Source organism: Pseudomonas sp. E1BtOHC1, assembly GCF_058744285.1.
The window spans coordinates 1,486,042-1,504,081 of sequence record NZ_CP196023.1; the positions used below are offsets into that span (position 1 = coordinate 1,486,042).

Annotated in this window: 18 protein-coding genes; 8 read left to right on the top strand and 10 right to left on the bottom strand. The window is 62.9% G+C overall.

The window, feature by feature from the left end:
- Positions 1–707: 707 nt before the first annotated feature.
- The gene (locus tag ACSSVC_RS06805) at positions 708–1,475 is read left to right on the top strand and encodes an SDR family oxidoreductase (RefSeq protein ID WP_346634579.1); all 768 of its coding nucleotides are present in this window, start codon (positions 708–710) and stop codon (positions 1,473–1,475) included.
- A gap of 156 nt (positions 1,476–1,631) precedes the next feature.
- Entirely contained in the window at positions 1,632–2,537 is a 906-nt protein-coding gene (locus ACSSVC_RS06810; RefSeq protein ID WP_346634580.1) for a cation diffusion facilitator family transporter, read from the top strand.
- A 73-nt stretch (positions 2,538–2,610) separates the two neighbouring features.
- Here the strand turns inward: ACSSVC_RS06810 and ACSSVC_RS06815 are convergent, their stop codons facing one another.
- The 7 genes from ACSSVC_RS06815 to ACSSVC_RS06845 all read right to left on the bottom strand — a co-directional run bounded on the left by ACSSVC_RS06815 (position 2,611) and on the right by ACSSVC_RS06845 (position 7,974).
- On the bottom strand, positions 2,611–3,750 hold the full coding sequence (locus ACSSVC_RS06815) for an AGE family epimerase/isomerase (protein WP_346634581.1): 1,140 nt from the start codon (positions 3,748–3,750) through the stop codon (positions 2,611–2,613).
- A 266-nt stretch (positions 3,751–4,016) separates the two neighbouring features.
- Positions 4,017–4,589 carry a HupE/UreJ family protein gene (locus ACSSVC_RS06820; protein ID WP_346634582.1) on the bottom strand — a complete coding sequence of 191 codons (573 nt, stop codon included), beginning with the start codon at positions 4,587–4,589 and terminating at the stop codon, positions 4,017–4,019.
- 37 nt (positions 4,590–4,626) lie between these two features.
- Complete coding sequence (ureG, locus tag ACSSVC_RS06825) at positions 4,627–5,241, bottom strand: urease accessory protein UreG (protein WP_047301379.1); 615 nt, start codon at positions 5,239–5,241, stop codon at positions 4,627–4,629.
- A gap of 9 nt (positions 5,242–5,250) precedes the next feature.
- A complete protein-coding gene (locus tag ACSSVC_RS06830) occupies positions 5,251–5,925 on the bottom strand; it encodes an urease accessory protein UreF (protein ID WP_492612102.1) in 675 nt (224 codons plus the stop codon).
- Positions 5,922–6,422 carry an urease accessory protein UreE gene (gene ureE, locus ACSSVC_RS06835; protein ID WP_102881992.1) on the bottom strand — a complete coding sequence of 167 codons (501 nt, stop codon included), beginning with the start codon at positions 6,420–6,422 and terminating at the stop codon, positions 5,922–5,924. The genes ACSSVC_RS06830 and ureE overlap by 4 nt, the downstream gene beginning before the upstream one ends.
- Positions 6,423–6,704: 282 nt before the next feature.
- Positions 6,705–7,337 (bottom strand): TetR family transcriptional regulator, encoded by a 633-nt coding sequence (locus tag ACSSVC_RS06840; protein ID WP_123723426.1) that lies wholly within the window; start codon positions 7,335–7,337, stop codon positions 6,705–6,707.
- Between the two features lie 169 nt (positions 7,338–7,506).
- Positions 7,507–7,974 (bottom strand): hypothetical protein, encoded by a 468-nt coding sequence (locus tag ACSSVC_RS06845; protein WP_404938137.1) that lies wholly within the window; start codon positions 7,972–7,974, stop codon positions 7,507–7,509.
- 384 nt (positions 7,975–8,358) lie between these two features.
- Here ACSSVC_RS06845 and ACSSVC_RS06850 point away from each other — a divergent pair, with 384 nt between their 5' ends.
- A complete protein-coding gene (locus ACSSVC_RS06850; protein ID WP_346634586.1) occupies positions 8,359–10,434 on the top strand; it encodes an AsmA family protein in 2,076 nt (691 codons plus the stop codon).
- Positions 10,435–10,500: 66 nt separating this feature from the next.
- On the opposite strand, the gene ACSSVC_RS06855 is transcribed toward ACSSVC_RS06850, so the two are convergent.
- Positions 10,501–11,031: a ferritin-like domain-containing protein gene (locus tag ACSSVC_RS06855; protein WP_346634587.1), complete on the bottom strand. Its 531-nt coding sequence runs from the start codon at positions 11,029–11,031 to the stop codon at positions 10,501–10,503.
- A gap of 122 nt (positions 11,032–11,153) precedes the next feature.
- Entirely contained in the window at positions 11,154–12,077 is a 924-nt protein-coding gene (locus tag ACSSVC_RS06860; RefSeq protein WP_346634588.1) for a LysR substrate-binding domain-containing protein, read from the bottom strand.
- A gap of 125 nt (positions 12,078–12,202) precedes the next feature.
- Here ACSSVC_RS06860 and ACSSVC_RS06865 point away from each other — a divergent pair, with 125 nt between their 5' ends.
- Both ACSSVC_RS06865 and ACSSVC_RS06870 read left to right on the top strand, forming a co-directional pair.
- The gene (locus tag ACSSVC_RS06865; RefSeq protein WP_346634589.1) at positions 12,203–12,841 is read left to right on the top strand and encodes an FMN-dependent NADH-azoreductase; all 639 of its coding nucleotides are present in this window, start codon (positions 12,203–12,205) and stop codon (positions 12,839–12,841) included.
- Positions 12,842–13,010: 169 nt separating this feature from the next.
- Positions 13,011–13,901, top strand: coding sequence for an esterase/lipase family protein (locus ACSSVC_RS06870; RefSeq protein ID WP_346634590.1), 891 nt, complete (start codon positions 13,011–13,013; stop codon positions 13,899–13,901).
- A gap of 3 nt (positions 13,902–13,904) precedes the next feature.
- On the opposite strand, the gene ACSSVC_RS06875 is transcribed toward ACSSVC_RS06870, so the two are convergent.
- Positions 13,905–14,810: a DMT family transporter gene (locus tag ACSSVC_RS06875; protein ID WP_492612103.1), complete on the bottom strand. Its 906-nt coding sequence runs from the start codon at positions 14,808–14,810 to the stop codon at positions 13,905–13,907.
- A 96-nt stretch (positions 14,811–14,906) separates the two neighbouring features.
- On the opposite strand from ACSSVC_RS06875, the gene ACSSVC_RS06880 reads away from it, so the two are divergent.
- The 3 genes from ACSSVC_RS06880 (at position 14,907) to ACSSVC_RS06890 (ending at position 18,014) form a co-directional block, all read left to right on the top strand.
- Complete coding sequence (locus ACSSVC_RS06880) at positions 14,907–15,695, top strand: AraC family transcriptional regulator (protein ID WP_404938140.1); 789 nt, start codon at positions 14,907–14,909, stop codon at positions 15,693–15,695.
- Positions 15,696–15,766: 71 nt separating this feature from the next.
- Positions 15,767–16,066, top strand: coding sequence for a PsiF family protein (locus ACSSVC_RS06885; RefSeq protein WP_025130517.1), 300 nt, complete (start codon positions 15,767–15,769; stop codon positions 16,064–16,066).
- Between the two features lie 244 nt (positions 16,067–16,310).
- Positions 16,311–18,014: a ShlB/FhaC/HecB family hemolysin secretion/activation protein gene (locus tag ACSSVC_RS06890; protein ID WP_446439497.1), complete on the top strand. Its 1,704-nt coding sequence runs from the start codon at positions 16,311–16,313 to the stop codon at positions 18,012–18,014.
- Positions 18,015–18,040 lie beyond the last annotated feature (26 nt).

Consider the following 18,040-nt stretch of genomic DNA (forward strand, 5'->3'; position numbering starts at 1 on the left):
ATGGGCAAGGGTGCGTTTGCAGAAGGGCAGCCTGCGTCCGACAATTGTGGAAAACATTATTCGCAAGCTGGCAAAGCGCGGCATAAAGACGCTGCAAACAGTTGTTTTTCCACCGTTTTGACTTGTCCCCGTTTGCTGTGGAGCGGGCTGTGGGTAACGTGGGAGTAGCTGGCTGGAGCCCTTTATTTACGTGGCTTGCAAGCAATTGATTGTTTTTTGATCATGGCTTTTTGAGTAACTTGAAGACGCGCTTGTCAACCTTTTTATTGTCGCAGCCGTACCGGTAAAAGACCTTGGACAAGCCTGTGGATAAGTCTGTGACTAAACTCTGGAAAGACTGCTCTGGGCAGCGTCGTTACTGGCCTCTGGCCTTATGCACTTTGACCGTTCGGTCATCTTTTTCGTCGCCACCTGCATGGACCGCCTCTGCGGGTCAAGCAAAAAACTTCCCATGATCCGCTGCAAGCCCTGTGTACAGCGGCTTTGCGAGATTTGCACTTGCCCCCAAAGACTGTGGACCGGCCTGTGGATAAGGTGCGGGCATGTGGCTGCAGGCCTTGCCGGCCATAGCTTTCAGGCATGTGAGCGTTTTTTGTACAGTAACGTCGGATATCCAGCGCTTCTGTTGCCGCCCAGAGCCGGGCCGGGCATGCTGCGAAACGCTTTTTTATCGTAACGGCGGCTCGCCACCCAGCTAGGAGAACACCATGACTTCCACACTGTTCATTACGGGCGCGACGTCCGGTTTTGGCGAAGCCTGCGCCCGGCGTTTTGCCGAGGCCGGCTGGTCGCTGGTGCTCACCGGCCGTCGCGAGGAACGCCTCAACGCGCTGTGCGCAGAGCTGTCCAAGCAGACCGAAGTGCACGGTTTGGTGCTCGATGTGCGGGACCGCAAGGCCATGGAAGCAGCCATCGCCAACCTGCCGCCGTCCTTCAGCAAGCTGCGCGGCCTGATCAACAATGCCGGCCTGGCCCTGGGCGTCGATCCGGCGCCCAAGTGCGACCTGGATGACTGGGACACCATGGTCGACACCAACATCAAGGGCTTGATGTACAGCACCCGTCTGCTGCTGCCGCGGCTGATCGCCCATGGCCGAGGCGCCGGGATCGTTAACCTGGGCTCCATTGCCGGCAACTACCCGTACCCGGGCAGTCACGTCTATGGCGCGAGCAAGGCCTTCGTCAAACAGTTCTCCCTGAACCTGCGCTGCGACCTGCAGGGCACTGGCGTGCGGGTCACCAACATTGAGCCGGGCCTGTGCGAAAGCGAGTTCTCCCTGGTGCGTTTTGCCGGTGATCAGGCGCGCTACGACGCCACCTACGCCGGTGCCGAACCGATCCAGCCCCAGGACATTGCCGACACCATCTTCTGGGTCCTCAATACGCCCGCCCACGTCAACATCAACAGCCTGGAGCTGATGCCGGTGAGCCAGACCTGGGCCGGTTTCGCCATCGAGCGCAACGCCAAGTCCTGAAGCTGTCACCTGGAGCGACTACAGTTGGTTGTACTCGGAAACACATAAGCTGATTCGTTTCAGCTGAAGGTCAGCCCCGGCAAGGTAGAATTCCGACCCGAAATTTCGCTGCCGCCTCACTCGAGGCGGTGTTTTTGAAGTTCGATAGGAGGAATTGTGAGTAACCGAGGTGAGCAGGCTCTGCTCAAACAATCGACTGTACTGATGTTCGCCGTGGCGATCGCCGGTATCGTCACGGGTTTTGTTTCTGGCGCCCAATCCATTCTGTTCGATGGATTTTTTTCCCTGATCGCGACCTTCATCAAGGTCCTGATGCTGATCACTGCCAAGCTGATCGCCAAGGAAAGCAATCACCGTTTCCAGTTCGGCTTCTGGCACCTGGAACCCATGGTGCTGCTGATCGAAGGCAGCTTCCTGCTGCTGATCGCTATCTACGCCTTTCTTAACGGTGTGTTCGGCATCATCAATGGCGGCCGGGAGATCGAGCTGGGGATGGTGATCTTTTACGCCGGGTTCTTTGCGGTAACGGAGTTCGCCTACTTCTTCTATGTGCGCCGGCGTAACCGCAAGCTCAAGTCGTCGCTGATCCAGTTCGACAACATCAGCTGGCTGGTGGACGCGATGCTCTCGGTGGGGCTGCTGGTGAGCTTTATCATCGCCTTGCTGCTCAAGCAGTACGGTCATGGCCAGTGGGCGGTGTATGTCGACCCGGCGATCCTGATCCTGCTGGCCCTGAGCATGTTGCCGCCGGCGCTGAAGATCCTGCGTCCGGCCTTGCGTGATGTGCTGGGGATCGCCCCGGACCAGTTGGACGAAAAGGTCCGCAACGTGATGGAGCAGGCCAAGGCCGTCCATGGCTTTGACGACTACATCAGCTACGTGCAGAAGCACGGTCGGGCGCGGTTCATCGAGATCCATATCGTCTTGCCGGCGGACTATCCGCTGCAGGATGTGGCGACTCTGGACCGCTTGCGCGAGGAGATTTCCAGTGAGTTGGGAGAGGCCGACGCAGCGCGCTGGCTGACCATCAGCTTTACCGGGGATCGCAAGTGGATCGCTTGATGGGCGGCGCCTGTTTCGCCGGCAAGCCGGCTCCTACAACACCGCGTAGGAGCCTGCTTGCAGGCGAAGGGCTTCAGGCAAAATATTCCGCCAGCCCGCGATAACAGGTCGCCAGGTGATAAGGCGTGGTCGACGGCATATCCCGCCGGCTGACCGCGCCGCTGGCATCCAGGCATTCATTCCAGCCCCCGGCATGCAGAAAATGCGCGTGCAGCGCCTTTAGCTGACGCAGCAAGGGTGCCTGGCTGTCCGCACGCAAGGTGAGGGCGCGCAGGTACTCGGCCTGGGCCCAGATGCGTTGGGTGGCGTCCTTGACGGGGGCTTCCGGTTGCAGCTCAAGCATGGCGCACACCGCGCCGCTCTGCGGATCGACGCCAAGTTGCTCGGTAAAGGCAAAGGCACGGCTCAATGAAGCGTGCAGCGGGCTGCTGCGCAGCAAGGGCGAAGAATCGAGCAGGAAGTACCACTCGAACTGATGCCCTGGCTCGAACCAGTTATCCACAGCCCCCAGGGGTTTCTCCAGCATCACCCCGTGCTGCGGGTCGATGAACTGCTGCTGCATGGCCTGGCACAGCTCCAGAAGTGCGGCTTGTACCGCGGTGTCCTCGCGTACTGCCAGGATCGCGAGGAAGGCTTCGGCCAGGTGCATCAGTGGATTCTGCAGGGGGCCCGAACCCAATACGGACCAGTCCTCGGCGAGGCTGGCTTCGTAGAGGCCGTCGCCCCGGGTGAAGCGCTGGGCCACCACTTCCAGGGCGGCGTTGAGCACCGACTCCACCAGCGGCTCGCGGACCTTGGCCCAGTAATGAGCGCAGGCGAAGAGGATAAAGGCGTGGGTATAAAGGTCCTTGCGGCGATCCAGCGGCGCGCCTTCTGGGTCGATGCTGTAGAACCAGCCACCGTGCTCGGCGTCGTGGAAGTGCCGCTGCAGCGAGCGGAACAGTGCGGCGGCACGCTCCTCGGCAAAGGGGGCGGCGGCATCACCGATCAATTGGGAGAACAGATACAGCTGCCGGGCACAGGCCATGGCTCGGTAGCGCTGCGGCGGCAACGGCTGATGCTCGGCATCCAGCGCCTCATAGGGCAGCGCCAACTGCGGATTCCAGCCCGGGCCTTGCCACAGCGGCACTATCACCTTGTGGAAATGCTGCTGCATGGCGTTGAACAGAGCGCTCGATTCAGGCGAGGTGGCGGAGCGGGATACATCGGGCATTGGCTGGCGTCGTCACGGCAGGTTTGAGTGCGCGACATGTTACCAGAGAAGCCCCACAAGGCGGCTTGCCCGCCGAGCAGGACGTACTGATGGGCGCTGGCTTGCCAGCAAAGACGGCTGAAAGGTCACCTCAGCCTTGTAGGAGCTGGCTTGCCAGCGAAGGCGGCCGAAAGATCACCTCCGTCTTGTAGGAGCTGGCTTGCCAGCGAACGAGGCCCGCAAGACCGTCTTCGCCGGCAAGCCGGCTCCTACAGATGAAGCGGGGATCAGCCTGCCAGCAACCACACGCCCGTAGCGGCCGAGGCCGCGCCGGCCACGCGCACCAGCGGCGCCGCCGCCTGAGGCAGTACTCGCACCACGGCATAACCGGCGGCATGCAGGGCCGCAGTGGCCGCCACAAAGCCGGCGGCATAGGCCCAGGGGCTGGACATGTCCGGCAGTTCCAGGCCGTGGGCCACGCCATGGAACAGGGCAAACAGCGCAGTGGCGGCTAGCGCCAGGCTCAGCGGCGGACGCACTGCCAGGGCCACGGCCAGGCCCAGGGCCAGTACCGAGGCGGCAATCCCGCTTTCCAGGGCCGGCAGGTTCAGCCCTTCGAAGCCCAGCAGGCCGCCAATCAGCATGGTGCCGACAAAGGTGCAGGGCAGCGCCCAGCGCGCCGCACCTTGTTGCTGGGCGGCCCACAGGCCGACAGCGACCATGGCCAGCAAGTGGTCGAGGCCGCCGATGGGGTGACTGATGCCGGCCATCAGGCCGTTGTCGCCGTGGCCCGGGTGGGCGAAGGCCAGGGCCGGGGTCAGCAGCAGCGCCAGGGTGCCGAAGAGAGATTTCAGGGTCATGAGTGGCTTCCTTGTTGAGCTTTTTTCAGGTTCGGTTTCAGGCCGCGGTCAGCAGTCCCTGGCGTTCGATGAAGGCGATGATGTCTTCCAGGCCCTGGCCGGTCTTCTGGTTGCTGAAGACGAACGGCTTGCCGCCGCGCATGCGCTGGGTGTCGCTGTTCATCATCTCCAGAGAGGCGCCCACCAGCGGTGCCAGGTCGATCTTGTTGATCACCAGCAGGTCGGATTTACAGATGCCCGGGCCCCCCTTGCGCGGCAGCTTGTCGCCGGCGGAAACGTCGATCACATAGATCGTCAGGTCCGACAGCTCCGGGCTGAAGGTGGCTGAAAGGTTGTCGCCGCCGGACTCCACCAGGATCAGATCGAGCCCCGGGAAGCGCCGGTTCAACTGGTCCACCGCTTCCAGGTTGATCGAGGCGTCTTCGCGGATCGCAGTGTGCGGGCAGCCGCCGGTTTCCACGCCGATGATCCGCTCCGGCGCCAGGGCTTCATTGCGTACCAGGAAGTCGGCGTCTTCGCGGGTGTAGATGTCGTTGGTCACCACCGCCAGGTTGTAGCGTTCGCGCAGGGCCAGGCACAGGGCCAGGGTCAGGGCGGTTTTTCCGGAGCCCACCGGGCCGCCGATGCCGACGCGCAGAGGTTGTGCGTTCATGAGTTTCTCCTAGGAACGAAACAGGCGGCTGTACTGGCGCTCGTGGGCCATGCTCGCCAGGGACAGGCCGAAAGCGGCGCTGCCAAGGTGGTTGGGGTCAAGGTGGGTGGCGTGTCGCTGGGCTTCTTGCAGCAGCGGCAGCAGCTCGCTGGTCAAGCGCTGGGCCGCCTGCTGGCCCAGGGGCAGGGTTTTCATCAGCACCGCCAGCTGGTTTTCCAGCCAGCTCCAGAGCCAGGCGGCCAGGGCATCTTCGGGGTTGATGTGCCAGGCGCGGGCGGCCAGGGCCCAGCCCAGGGCCAGGTGCGGTTCGTTCTGGTGCGCCAGCAGTTCCCGGGCGCCGCTGTCCAGCTCCGGCAGGCCTTCGAGCAATTGCATGAGGGAATAGCCCATCTGCCGGCTTTCCTGGTACAGCTCGCGGGTTTCACGGCTGGCCCGGTGCTCTTCGCAGAGTTGCTGGAGCCTGGTCCAGTCCTGATCCGCGGCGGCCTGGCAGTGGGCGAGCAGCAGTGGAGCCTCGAAGCGCGCCAGGTTGAGCAGCAACTGATCACTGATCCAGCGCCTGGCACTGTCCGGGTCGTTCACCCGTTGTTGCTCCACTGCCATCTCCAGTCCCTGTGAATAGCTGTAGCCACCGATCGGCAACTGCGGGCTGGCCAGGCGCAGCAGGGCCCAGGCTGGGTTCATTGACGGACGCCGAACTGGTGCAGACGCGGCGGGTAGTTGAAGTCTTCATCGCCGTGGCGGGAATGATGGTGGCCGCCACCGTAGGCGCCGTGTTCGGGCTGGAACGGCGCCTCGATGGTTTCAGTGCTGGCGCCCAGTTGTTCGAGCATGGCCTTGAGCACGTAGTCATCGAGCAGGCGCAGCCAGCCATCGCCCACTTGCAGGGCGACGTGGCGGTTGCCCAGATGATAGGCGGCGCGGGTCAGTTCGAAGGCATTGCGGCAGGTGACATGGAGCAGGGTTTCCGGGCGGGCGCAGACCTTGACGATGCGTCCGTCCTCGGCCGCCAGGAACTCGCCGTCATGCAGGGGGGGCTGGCCGCGCTCCAGAAACAGGCCGACGTCTTCGCCTGTGGCACTGAAACAGCGCAGGCGGCTTTTGCTGCGAGCCTCATAGGTGAGGTGCAGCTCGGCGGACCAGGTGGCTTGGGGTTCGGTTCTGCGGTGGATCACCAGCATCGGAAAGCTTCCAGCTATGAGCGATGCACAAGCCAGAGCAAGGGCCTTGCCAATCGCCCGGAGGAGAGGAAAAACCCTTTGTCGACACCGGAGCTGCGCCTGAAAAAGGGGCAAAACCTTGTTTTATCTTGTTACAAAATGGCGCGCTGAGCTGATTTATAGCACTGAGTTGGTGCGCTGGAAATAATTTTGCTGCAATCCGGTGCCGGGCCGACGAGCAGGCGCAAACGCACCGCCCAGAGCGGGGCACGCTGATTGATAGGGGGAGAGGGGCAGGCAGTGTTACTCGGTGCTGCCCAGGCCTTGCCAGTGCTTCAGGCCAATGAAGATGAAGCGCAACTGCTGGGTGATCTTCGCCTGTGGCGTCAGGTGTTCAGGCAGGGCCTGGGCCGGGGGATCGATGATGTCCGGCAGGGTGGCGAACACGCTCTTGACGATCAGGTCGGCCATGACGCCCAGGTCGGCGGCGTTCAGGTGCTGCAACTTGGGCATCAGGGTCAGGTCGGCAGCCAGGTCCGAACTGATGTTCTCGCGCAGGGTGGCGATGGCCTGGCGCACCGGCAGCGAGCCGCCGTATTGCTCACGGGCGAGAAACAGAAATTGCGCGCGCTTGGCTTCTACGACATCGAGGAAGATGCGCACCGAGGCGTCGATGATGCCGCCCATGACGAATTCGTTGTGGCGTACCAGGCGGATGGTTTCGCGGAAGGTCTGGCCGACCTCGCTGACCAGTTCCAGGCCCAGTTGGTCCATGTCGCTGAAGTGCCGGTAGAAGCCGGTGGGGACAATGCCGGCGGCTTTGGCCACTTCCCGCAGGCTCAGGCTGCCGAAACCACGACCACACTCCATCAGATGTCGGGCGGCATCCATCAGGGCATTGCGGGTCTGTTGCTTCTGTTCGGCGCGGGGCAGCATCGGCGGGTGAATTCTTTGCTCAATGGGAGCGGCGCACTCTAGCAAATCAACTTTGCCGGAGTCGAACTGGAGTCAGGCGAAGGCGCGAGGTGCAGCGGGGAAAATGCAGCGGCTATAAAAGTCAAAGCCCGATCCGGGGATCGGGCTTTTTTCCAGGGCCAGCATGGCCTCAGCTCGCTGCTTGATGACGTTCAGCCAGACGATCAGCACCGCCTTCGGCAACGGTCTGACCTTGAGGAGTGCGGCTGTAGCCGTCTTCAACCAGGCCTTTCTCTTCCAGGCGATCACGGCCGCCTTCAGCTACGTTCTGACCTTGTGGGGTGCGGTCGTAGCCGTCTTCGGCAACGTTCTGACCTTGTGGAGTACGGTCGTAGCCATCTTCGGCAACGTTCTGGCCTTGTGGGGTGCGATCATAGCCATCTTCGGCAACGCTCTGACCCTGCGGAGTGCGGTCGTATCCGTCGGCAGCGACTTTGTTGCGTTCGATCAGACGGTCCGAACCGCCTTCAGCCAGGGTCTGGGTGAATACGCTGTGGCTGGCCTTGACCTGCGGAGTGGCCTGTTCGGCGGCGGGCAGGGCGTAAGCGTTGGCGGCCAGGATGGATAAGGTCAGGCTCAGTAAGAGGTGGCGTTTCATGATGAGGTGCTCCTTGGGAGGGCGATAAATTGGGTACGGAGCTAATGTTACCGCCGCTAAATCGATATAAAAGTTCATAAACACAATGGTAATAATCAACGGAATTGATTGTTTGGTCGCGACGCTCTAGCACGGGCGTTTGCGCCGTTGGCTTTTGCACTGGGGTGGGTATTTTCGACCCATTCATGCTTCACGAAAGGGCGGAGGGAGGTAACACAAAGCTGCCTGATTGATCAGGAATCCGGGTTTTTTCGCCCGAACGAGCTCCCCGATTAAACCTGCGGGGGCTTTGTCAGTCGTAGTTTTCATGGCCGGTGATTTTCCATCGGCATTTCATCGATGCGTCGTGGTTTGGCGCTCAGTTGTCTTCAGGAGCCTCGTGCAATGACGCGCACTCGTAAAATCCTCGCCTGGTCCGTCGCCAGCCTGATCCTGCTACTGGCCGTGCTGGTGCTGGTGATCGCGTTCTTCGACTGGAACCGCATCAAGCCGACCCTCAACGCCAAGGTGTCCGAGGAGTTGCATCGGCCCTTCGCGATCAATGGCGACTTGTCCGTGGCCTGGCAGCGCGAACCCGACGAGGGTGGCTGGCGGGCCTGGGTGCCCTGGCCTCACGTAGTGGCTCAGGACCTGACCCTGGGCAACCCGGAGTGGTCCAAGGCGCCGCAGATGGTCAGCCTCAAGCGGGTCGAGTTGCGCATCTCGCCCCTGGCCCTGTTGGCCCAGCGGGTCAGCATCCCGCGTATCGATCTCACCGAGCCCGATGCCGCGCTGCAGCGGCTGGCGGACGGTCGCGCCAACTGGACCTTCAAGTTCGACCCGAAGGACCCCGAGGCCGAGCCTTCCAACTGGACGGTGGACATCGGCGCCATCGGTTTCGACAAGGGCCATGTGACCCTGGACGACCAGAGCCTGAAAACCCAGCTTGATCTGCAGGTAGAGCTGCTCGGCAAACCCATTCCCTTCAGCGACATAGTCGGTGAGAGCGAAGCGAAGAAAATCAGTGAAAAAGGCGCCGAGGCCCAGGCCTATGCCTTCGCCCTCAAGGTCAAGGGCCAGTACCACGGGCAGAAGCTGGCCGGCACCGGCAAGATCGGCGGCTTGCTGGCCCTGCAGGACGGGCGCAAGCCGTTTCCATTGCAGGCCCAGGCGCAGATCGGCGACACCAAGGTGGAACTGCGCGGCAGCCTCACCGACCCGCTGAACCTCGGCGCCCTGGACCTGCGTCTTAAATTGGCGGGCACCAGCCTGGGTAATCTCTATCCGCTGACCGGGGTGACCCTGCCGGACTCGCCGCCCTACGCCACCGACGGCCACCTGACCGCCAAGCTCCACGACCCGGCGGGTGCGACCTTCACCTACCAGGACTTCAACGGCAAGATCGGCGACAGCGATATCCACGGCAACCTGACCTACGTGGCCAGCCAGCCGCGACCCAAGCTCAGCGGTGCATTGGTCTCCAACCAGTTGCTGATGAGCGACCTGGCGCCGCTGATTGGTGCCGACTCCAACGCCAAGCAGAAGGCCCGGGGTGGCGAGAGCAAGCAACCGGCGGACAAGGTGCTGCCGGTGGAGGAGTTCCGCACCGAGCGCTGGGGTGATATGGACGCCGATGTGGAGTTCACCGGCAAGCGCATTGTCCACAGCGCCGAGTTGCCGTTCACCGATCTCTACACGCACTTGGTGCTCAACGACGGCCAGCTCAGCCTGGAGCCCCTGCGCTTCGGCGTGGCCGGGGGCAAGCTGGACGCCCAGGTGCGCCTCAATGGTCACACCACGCCGCTGGAAGGCCGGGCCAGGCTGACGGCGCGCAACTTCAAGCTCAAGCAACTGTTCCCCACCTTCGAGCCGATGAAGACCAGCTTCGGCGAGCTCAACGGCGATGCCGACATCACCGGGCGCGGCAACTCGGTGGCAGCCTTGCTGGGCAGCGCCAACGGCGACCTGAAGATGTTGATCAATGATGGCGCCATCAGCCGCAGCCTGATGGAAATCGCCGGGCTCAATGTCGGCAACTATGTGATTGGCAAGATGTTTGGCGACAAGGAAGTGAAGATCAATTGCGCCGCTGCCGACTTTGGCATCAAGAGCGGTCTGGCTACATCACGGCTGTTCGTCTTCGACACGGAGAACGCCATCATCTACATCGATGGCACCGCCAATATGGCCTCCGAGCAACTGGACCTGACCATCACGCCGGAGTCCAAGGGCTTGCGTCTGTTCTCCCTGCGTTCACCGCTTTATGTGCAGGGCAAGTTCATCAAGCCCAGTGCCGGGGTCAAGGCGGTGCCGCTGGTGCTGCGCGGTGCCGGGATGGTGGCGCTGGGGCTGATCGCCGGGCCGGCGGCGGGCTTGCTGGCGCTGGTGGCGCCCAGCGGTGACGAGCCCAATCAGTGCGCGCCGCTGCTGCAGCAAATGCGCTCGGGCAAGGCACCGGTGACGGTCAAACCGAGCAAGTAAGAGGGGCAGGGGCTTCGCCGGCGAGCCCGCTCCTGCGCTAGGCAGAGGCGGGCTTGGAAGAGCGCGTTACAGGTCGTTGAGGATGTCCGCCATGTCGTCGGCGTGTTCCTCTTCCTGGGCCAGGATCTCTTCGAACAGACGGCGAGTGGTGGGGTCCTTGTCGCCGATGTACTGGATGATCTCGCGGTAGCTGTCGATGGCGATTCGTTCGGCCACCAGGTCCTCGTAGACCATTTCCCTCAGAGTATTGCCGGCCACGTACTGGGCGTGGGAGTGCTTGGACAGCAGGTCCGGGTTGAACTCCGGCTCGCCGCCGAGCTGGACGATCCGCTCCGCCAGCTTGTCGGCGTGTTCGGCTTCCTGGGTGGCGTGTTCGAGGAACTCATCGGCTGCCACGCTGGCCTTGAGGCCGCTGGCCATGAAGTAGTGGCGCTTGTAGCGCAAGACACACACCAGCTCGGTGGCCAACGATTCGTTGAGCAGCCGCAGCACCTCCTCGCGATCGGCGTTGTAGCCCTCGGTCACGGCACCGTTTTCCACGTGTTGGCGGGCCCGTTCGCGCAGGGTGTTCACATCAGATAAGTGCTTGTCGCTCATGTCGATCTCCTGGAGGCTAATCCGTTTTGCGTCAGGCTCTGTCGACCTGATCACTACCTGAGTTGTGAGTCCCGGGCGCAGCAAAAAGTTTTATCGGATGTGCCCGATGGTCTGCGCCGGGGTCAGCTGCGGACCAGGGGTGGATGCCCGGCCAGCAGCGCTTCCTGTTGCAGCCACTGGAGGAAGGCCCGCACCGGTGGATGCCGCTCCCGTCCCGGCACGCACAGGGCGCTGTAGCCCGCGCCATCCACCTGGACCTCCGGCCGATAGGCCTGCAGCAGGCCGTTGGCCACGCTCTGGGACACCAGAATGTTGCTCGCCAGCACCAGGCCCTGGCCGGCAATGGCGGCTTGCAGGGCGTACTGTTCCTCGTCGTAGGAACGGATCTGCGGCTGAGCGTCGAGCCAGTTTTCCCCGGCCTGGGCACACCAGGCCTGCCAGCCATCGGCATACAACCTGGAATTGCGCCAATGCACGCTGATCAGGGACGGTGGCTGCTGCCGGGCCAGGGCCACCTGCTGCGGCGCGCCATAGACCGCAAAGCGCTCGTCGAACAGACACAGGCCGTGGAGATTCAGGTAGCCGTCCTGGCTGTAGCGGATCGCGACATCAATGCTGGCGTCCTGTTGCAGGTCCACCACCTCGCACTGAGTGTCCAGGCGCAGGTTGATGCCAGGGTGCCGAGCGTAGAAGCGCCCCAGGCGCGGCACCAGCCACAGGGCGGCGAAGGCCGCAGTGGTGGACACGGTCAACTGCGCGGCGCTGGGACTGGGGCGCAGGGTATCGACGCTCTGGGCCACATCCAGCAGAGCGCCATGCAGGCTGTGGAACAGTCGGCGGCCGGACTCCGTCAGGCGTACCTGACGGGGCAGGCGTTCGAACAGTGGCACCCCCAACCAGTGTTCCAGGCTGCGGATCTGGTGGGACACCGCCGTGGGGGTTACCGACAGATCCTCGGCAGCGGCCTTGAAGCTCAGCAGCCGCGCGGCGGACTCGAAGGTGCGCAGTGCGGTAAGGGGCAGGTGGGCGAACATGATGGGCTCCATGGATGAATGCAGTTCATCCAAGTGAATGTTTAGTCATTTGTTGGTGAGTCGCGGTGGCTCTAGCTTTAACGCGGAATATGGCCGACTTCAAGGCCGTTTCAGCCAATCCGTACACGAGAAATCAGATGAGCACAATTCTTGCGATTCACGGCAGCCCACGAGGCGAGCGCTCCCACAGTCGGCGTCTGGCCGATGACTTTCTACATGCCTGGCAACAGGCCAATCCCGAGGCAATCCTGACCCGGCGCGAAGTTGGGCGGGGCTCCTTGCCCCATGTCAGCGAAGCCTTTATCGCGGCGGCGTTTTATCCACAACCCGAGGCTCGACCGCTATCGATGCAGGCCGATCTGGCCTTGAGTGACGAGCTGGTAAGCGAGTTGCTCGGCCATCAGCGCCTGGTGATCTCGGCGCCGATGCACAACTTCAGCGTGCCCAGCGGGATCAAGGCCTGGGTCGATCACATCGTGCGTCTGGGGCTGACCTTCAACACCCTGCAGGACAACGGCGTGGCCCAGTATCAGCCCTTGGTGCAGGGCAAGAAGGTGTTGATCGTCACCAGTCGTGGCGGTGGCGGCTTTGGTCCGGGGGGCGAGCATGAGGCGATGAACCATGCGGACCGCTGGTTGCGCACGGCGCTGGGTTTTATCGGTATCGAGGACATTACCGTGGTCGCGGCGGAAGGCGAGGAGTCGGCGCCCGAGCGTTTCGCGGGCTCCTGCGGCGAAGCTCAGCAGCGCCTGCTGGCGCTGGCGCAGGGTTTCTGAGGCGGCGCCATGGCCTGGATGCTCCTGCTGCCGGCGGCGGCCTGCGAGGGCAGGTTCGCCATGGGCTGTCATCGGTTTGTCGCCAAAGCGTCACGGGGGCTGACGACGGCCTTGGTTATGGTCTAGCTTTCAGCCAGCCCCGCTGCCTTCGCACAAGGATGTCCCCCGCATGTCCCAAGAGCTTGCCACGCGTTACCCCCTGGTACTGGTGCCCGGCATGCTCGGCTTTGTCCGCCTGCTGTTGTATCCCTACTGGTACGGCATCATTCCAGCCTTGCGCCAGGGTGGGGCCCAGGTGTTTGCGATACAGGTGTCGCCGCTCAACTCCAGCGAGGTGCGCGGCGAACAGCTGCTGGCCCAGGTCCAACGGATCATGGCTCAGACCGGGGCCGCCCGGGTCAATCTGATCGGCCATAGCCAGGGCGCGCTCACCGCCCGTTACGCGGCGGCCAAGCGCCCGGACTGGGTCGCCTCCGTGACTTCGGTGGCAGGCCCCAACCACGGTTCCGAACTGGCGGATTACCTGGCACGGCATTCCCCGGCACACAGCCTCAAGGGACGTGTCCTGAGCTGGCTGTTGCGGGGCATCTCGGCCTTGATGACGCTGCTGGAAACCGGTTATCGCGGGCCGAAACTGCCAGTGGATATCCACGCCTCGCATCAGTCCCTGACCACCGAGGGCGTGGCCCTGTTCAACCGCCAGTACCCTCAAGGGTTACCGTCCACCTGGGGTGGCCAGGGCGCGGAAGAGGTTGGTGGCGTGCGTTACTACTCCTGGTCCGGCATTTTGCAGCCGGGCAAGACCAATCGTGGACGCAACCTGTTCGACGGCACCAACCGCAGTTGCCGCCTGTTCGCCCGCACCTTCGTCCGCGAAGCCGGCCAGTGCGACGGCATGGTCGGGCGTTACAGCTCGCACCTGGGGCAGGTCATCGGCGACGACTACCCTCTGGACCACTTCGATATCGTCAATCAATCCCTGGGGCTGGTGGGCAAGGGCGCCGAACCGATCCGTCTGTTCGTCGAACATGCCCGACGCCTCAAGGCCGCCAACCTTTGACCCTCATTGTTGCCCTGTAGCCGCCGGCTTGCCGGCGACCGGCCCCAGCACCGTGGTCCAGCGCTCCGAAAGAACCACCCCGCCCAAGGTCAACAACCCCCCCACCAGATGGAACCAGGCCAGCTGCTCATGCAGCACCACCGCTGCAATCAGCGCCGTGATCAACGGCAGCAGATTGAAAAACAGCGTGGTCCGGCTTGGTCCCAGGCGCACCACCGCCTGCATCCAGGCCAGGGGCGCCAGCATTGAAGCCAGCAGGCAGGCATAGAGCACCAGCGGAATGTTCTGCAGGGTCGGGCCGACCTTCGGCGAAGCCAGGAACAACGGCAGCAGCACCAGCACGGCCACCAGCACCTGCAGGTACAGCAGCACCAGCGGCGGCAGGCGCAGTTGCCACTTCTTCAGCAAGGTGCTGTAGATCGCATAGGCCAGGGTGGCCACCAGCATCATCGCGTCCCCTAGGTTGACCCCGTGTTGCAGCAGCGCGGCGAGGCTGCCGGAAGACACCACCACCAGCACCCCGGCAAAGGACAGCACGGCGCCCACCAGGGCTCCCGCGGTCAGGCGCTGGCCCAGGGCGGCGATGGCCATGGCCAGGGACATCAGCGGCATCAGCGAGAGGATGATGCCCATGTTGGTGGCCGAGGTCAGGCTGGCGGCGAAGTAGGCCAGACTCTGGTACACCGCCATGCCCAGCACACCGAGAATGGCGATGCGCCAGAGGTTGGGGCGGATCTCGGGCCAGTGCTTGATCACCGGCTTGAGCATGAACGGGGTGAACAGCAGGCCCGCCAGCAGCCAGCGGTAGAAACCGATCTCGGCAGGGAAGATCGCGCCCACGGCGAGTTTATTGATCACGGTATTGCCGGCCCAGATAAAGATGGCCAGCAGTGGATAAGCGTATTGCATGGAAACAACCAGAAAGTTGATGAGGGCTGATTATCCTCCTGTCCGGATCAATGCCTATACTGCGAACCGGACAACCAGCCCCGACATCCGGACAGCATGAGCAAAAAACACATCGACCTCCTGGATTTTCACGGCCTCCCTGCGCCGGTGTACTTCCGCTATGCCGACTTTGCCGCCCACAGCCATGCCCTGGAGCACCGGCATCCCTGGGGCTGTCTGGAGTATTCGGCCCACGGCGTGATGCACATGGACATTGCCGGCCAGCGCTTCATGTCGCCGCCGCAGTACGCGGTCTGGGTGCCGCCGCAGACCGCCCACAGCTTCTATACCTCGCAACCGATCAACTACCGGGCGGTGCTGCTGGCGCCGGAACTGTGCACGGATCTGCCGGAGCAGGGCAGCACCCTGGCCATCAGCGAGATTCTCAAGGCGATCCTCAAGGACTTCGCTGCCCGGGATGTGCAGATCCCGGAGGGCGAGGCCGACCAACGTCTGGCCCAGGTGGCGCTGGACCAACTGCGCCAGGCTCCGGTGCATAACTGTTACCTGCCCTATGCCCGCAACCCCGAGCTGTTGCGGGTGCTCCAGGCCCTGCAGGCCGAGCCGGGCAACCACCAGCCCCTGGCCCACTGGGCGCAGCAGGCCCATGTCAGCGAACGGACCCTGGCCCGGCAGTTCGTGCGTGAGCTGGGCATGAGCTTCGGTGAATGGCGCCAGCGTCAGCGCTTCCTCGCGGCCATCGAGGCCCTGGAAAGCCCCCGCAGCGTCCAGGAAATCGCCTTCGACATGGGTTACAGCACCGCCTCGGCGTTTATCGCGATGTTCCAGCGCCAGGCCGGCTGCACCCCCGAGCAGTACCGCCGGGCCAGCCTGCAGAACAGGTGAAGGTGTAACAGGCTTTGTCTACACTGCGCAGGAGGCCGTGCCCGTCGGTACGGTGACCAGGAGAAAACTCCATGAAGATGTTGCGTATCCCTTTGTTGATGGTGGGCCTGCTGCTCTGCTCCCAAGGTTTTGCCGCCACTGCCCAGCAAAACAAGATGACCACCTGTAACGCCGAGGCCACCGCCAAGACCCTCAAGGGCGACGAGCGCAAGGCCTTCATGAGCACCTGCCTCAAGGCGGCTCCGGCGGCTGCAGCGACACCTTCCACCCCCCAGGAAAGAATGAAATCGTGCAACGCCACGGCCACCACCCAGGCCCTCAAGGGCGATGCGCGCAAGGCGTTCATGAGTGATTGCCTGAAGAAAAAGTGAGCCTGAATCGATGGGACCAAGGTATCTGGGCGGGTACAGGGCCTTGGTTCGCATCGGTTTTTACGGATTTAGAATCATAAAAACTATTTAATTTCAATGAGATAAATCTGAAAGTTACCGCTCGTCGCTTTTTTTTTATGTCATAAATTTTACATTTAGACTTTATCCCCTTCGAAAACAGGTGCTGGGATGCACTGCGCGGCCGCTCTAGTACCGGCGTCTGCGACTCAAGGGAATGGAAGGCATGTCGCGTTTTGGCTGTTGCAGGCCTGTAGTAGCGTTTTGTGCTTTATTTGGCTCGTTTGCCCTCAGCGCTGCGCCGCTGCAGACCCCGGGTGACCGTGATCTGATCCGCGATCGCCAGCAGCAATTGCTGCAAGACCAGCAGAAACGTCTGGACGAGCTCCAGCAGTTGCCTGGCAAGACCCTGCCCCCCGCTCCCGCCGAGCAACCTGGCGAGCAGCGCTGTTTCACCATCAAGACCGTGGTCCTCAAAGGCGCCGAACACCTCTCGGCGGTCGATCAGGAGCGCCTGGTGGCGCCCTATCGCGACCAGTGCCTGTCGGTGGCGCAGATCAACACCCTGCTCAAGGCCATTACCCACCACTACCTGCAACAGGGCTATGTCACCACCCGCGCCTATCTGCCTGCCCAGGAGCTGGCGTCGGGGCAATTGATCATCGTCATCGTCGAAGGTCGCCTGGAAAGCCTGGACAGCTCGGCGCTGGCCAGTTCCCGGGAGCTGGCCATGGCCTTTCCCGGCACCACCGGCGAAGTGCTCAACCTGCGGGAGCTGGAGCAGTTGGTGGACCAGCTCAGCCGCCTGCCTTCGCGCCAGGTCGAGTTGGAGCTGTCCCCGGGGGAGAAACTGGGTGACAGCCGTGTCGGGCTCAAGGGCCAGCGCTCGAAGCCGTGGCACGGGTCGGCAACCCGCAACAACAGCGGCGACAAAAGCACCGGCGAGCAGCAGATGGGCGTCGGCCTGGACTGGGATAGCCCCCTGGGGCTGGCGGACCAGTTGAGCCTGCGGGCCAACCAGGATGCGGTCAGCGATCGCTGGCGCCATTCCGACAACCAGAGCCTGTACTACAGCCTGCCCTGGGGTTGGTGGACCTTCAATTACTCCTACAGCCAGAGCTACTACCGCACCCGCAATGACAGCACCGGCTTCGACTTCAGCATGGACGGCGAGAGCAAGAACCAGCAACTGCGGGCCGAGCGGGTGCTGCACCGCGACAACCTGAGCAAGACCGGCATGAGCCTGGGGCTGAGCCACTTGCGCACACGCAACTACATCGACGACAACCTGATCGATGTTTCCAGCAACCGGATCACCGAAACCCAGCTGGGCTTCAACCACGGGCGGCGCATCGGCAATGCCCTGGTCAACGCCGACATCGGCTGGCAGCAGGGCGTCGGCGCCCTGGACGCCCAGGGCAGCGGCAATCCCCACGGCAGCGAGCCGGTATCGCGCTACAACAAGTACAGCCTGACCCTGAGCTACCTGCAGCCCTTTCGCCTGTGGAACGAGAACTTCAGTTTCGACAGCCTGGCCACCGGCCAGCGCAGCGAGGACGTGCTCTTCAGCCCCCAGCGCATCAGCCTTGGCGGGCTCAATTCGGTGCGTGGTTTCCAGGACCAGACCCTCTCCGGCAACAGCGGCGGCTACTGGCGCAACCAGCTGCGCTGGCGCCGTGCCGTGACTTGGCAGGCGCTGCAACCCTTTGTCCAGGAATACGGCCTGGCCTTTGCCTATGACGTTGGGGTGATCAAGGCCGATCGCTACAACCATGACGCCAAGGGGCGCATGAGTGGCAACGCCATCGAACTCAACGCCCGTGGCCAGTACCTGGCCGCGTCAGTCAGCTTCGCGCGCTCCCTGGAGCGACCGGACATTATCGAGAAGCGAGAGCATCCGGTGTACTTCCGAGTAGACCTGTTCTTCTGACCCGACCCAAACGCTAGTGGATGGAT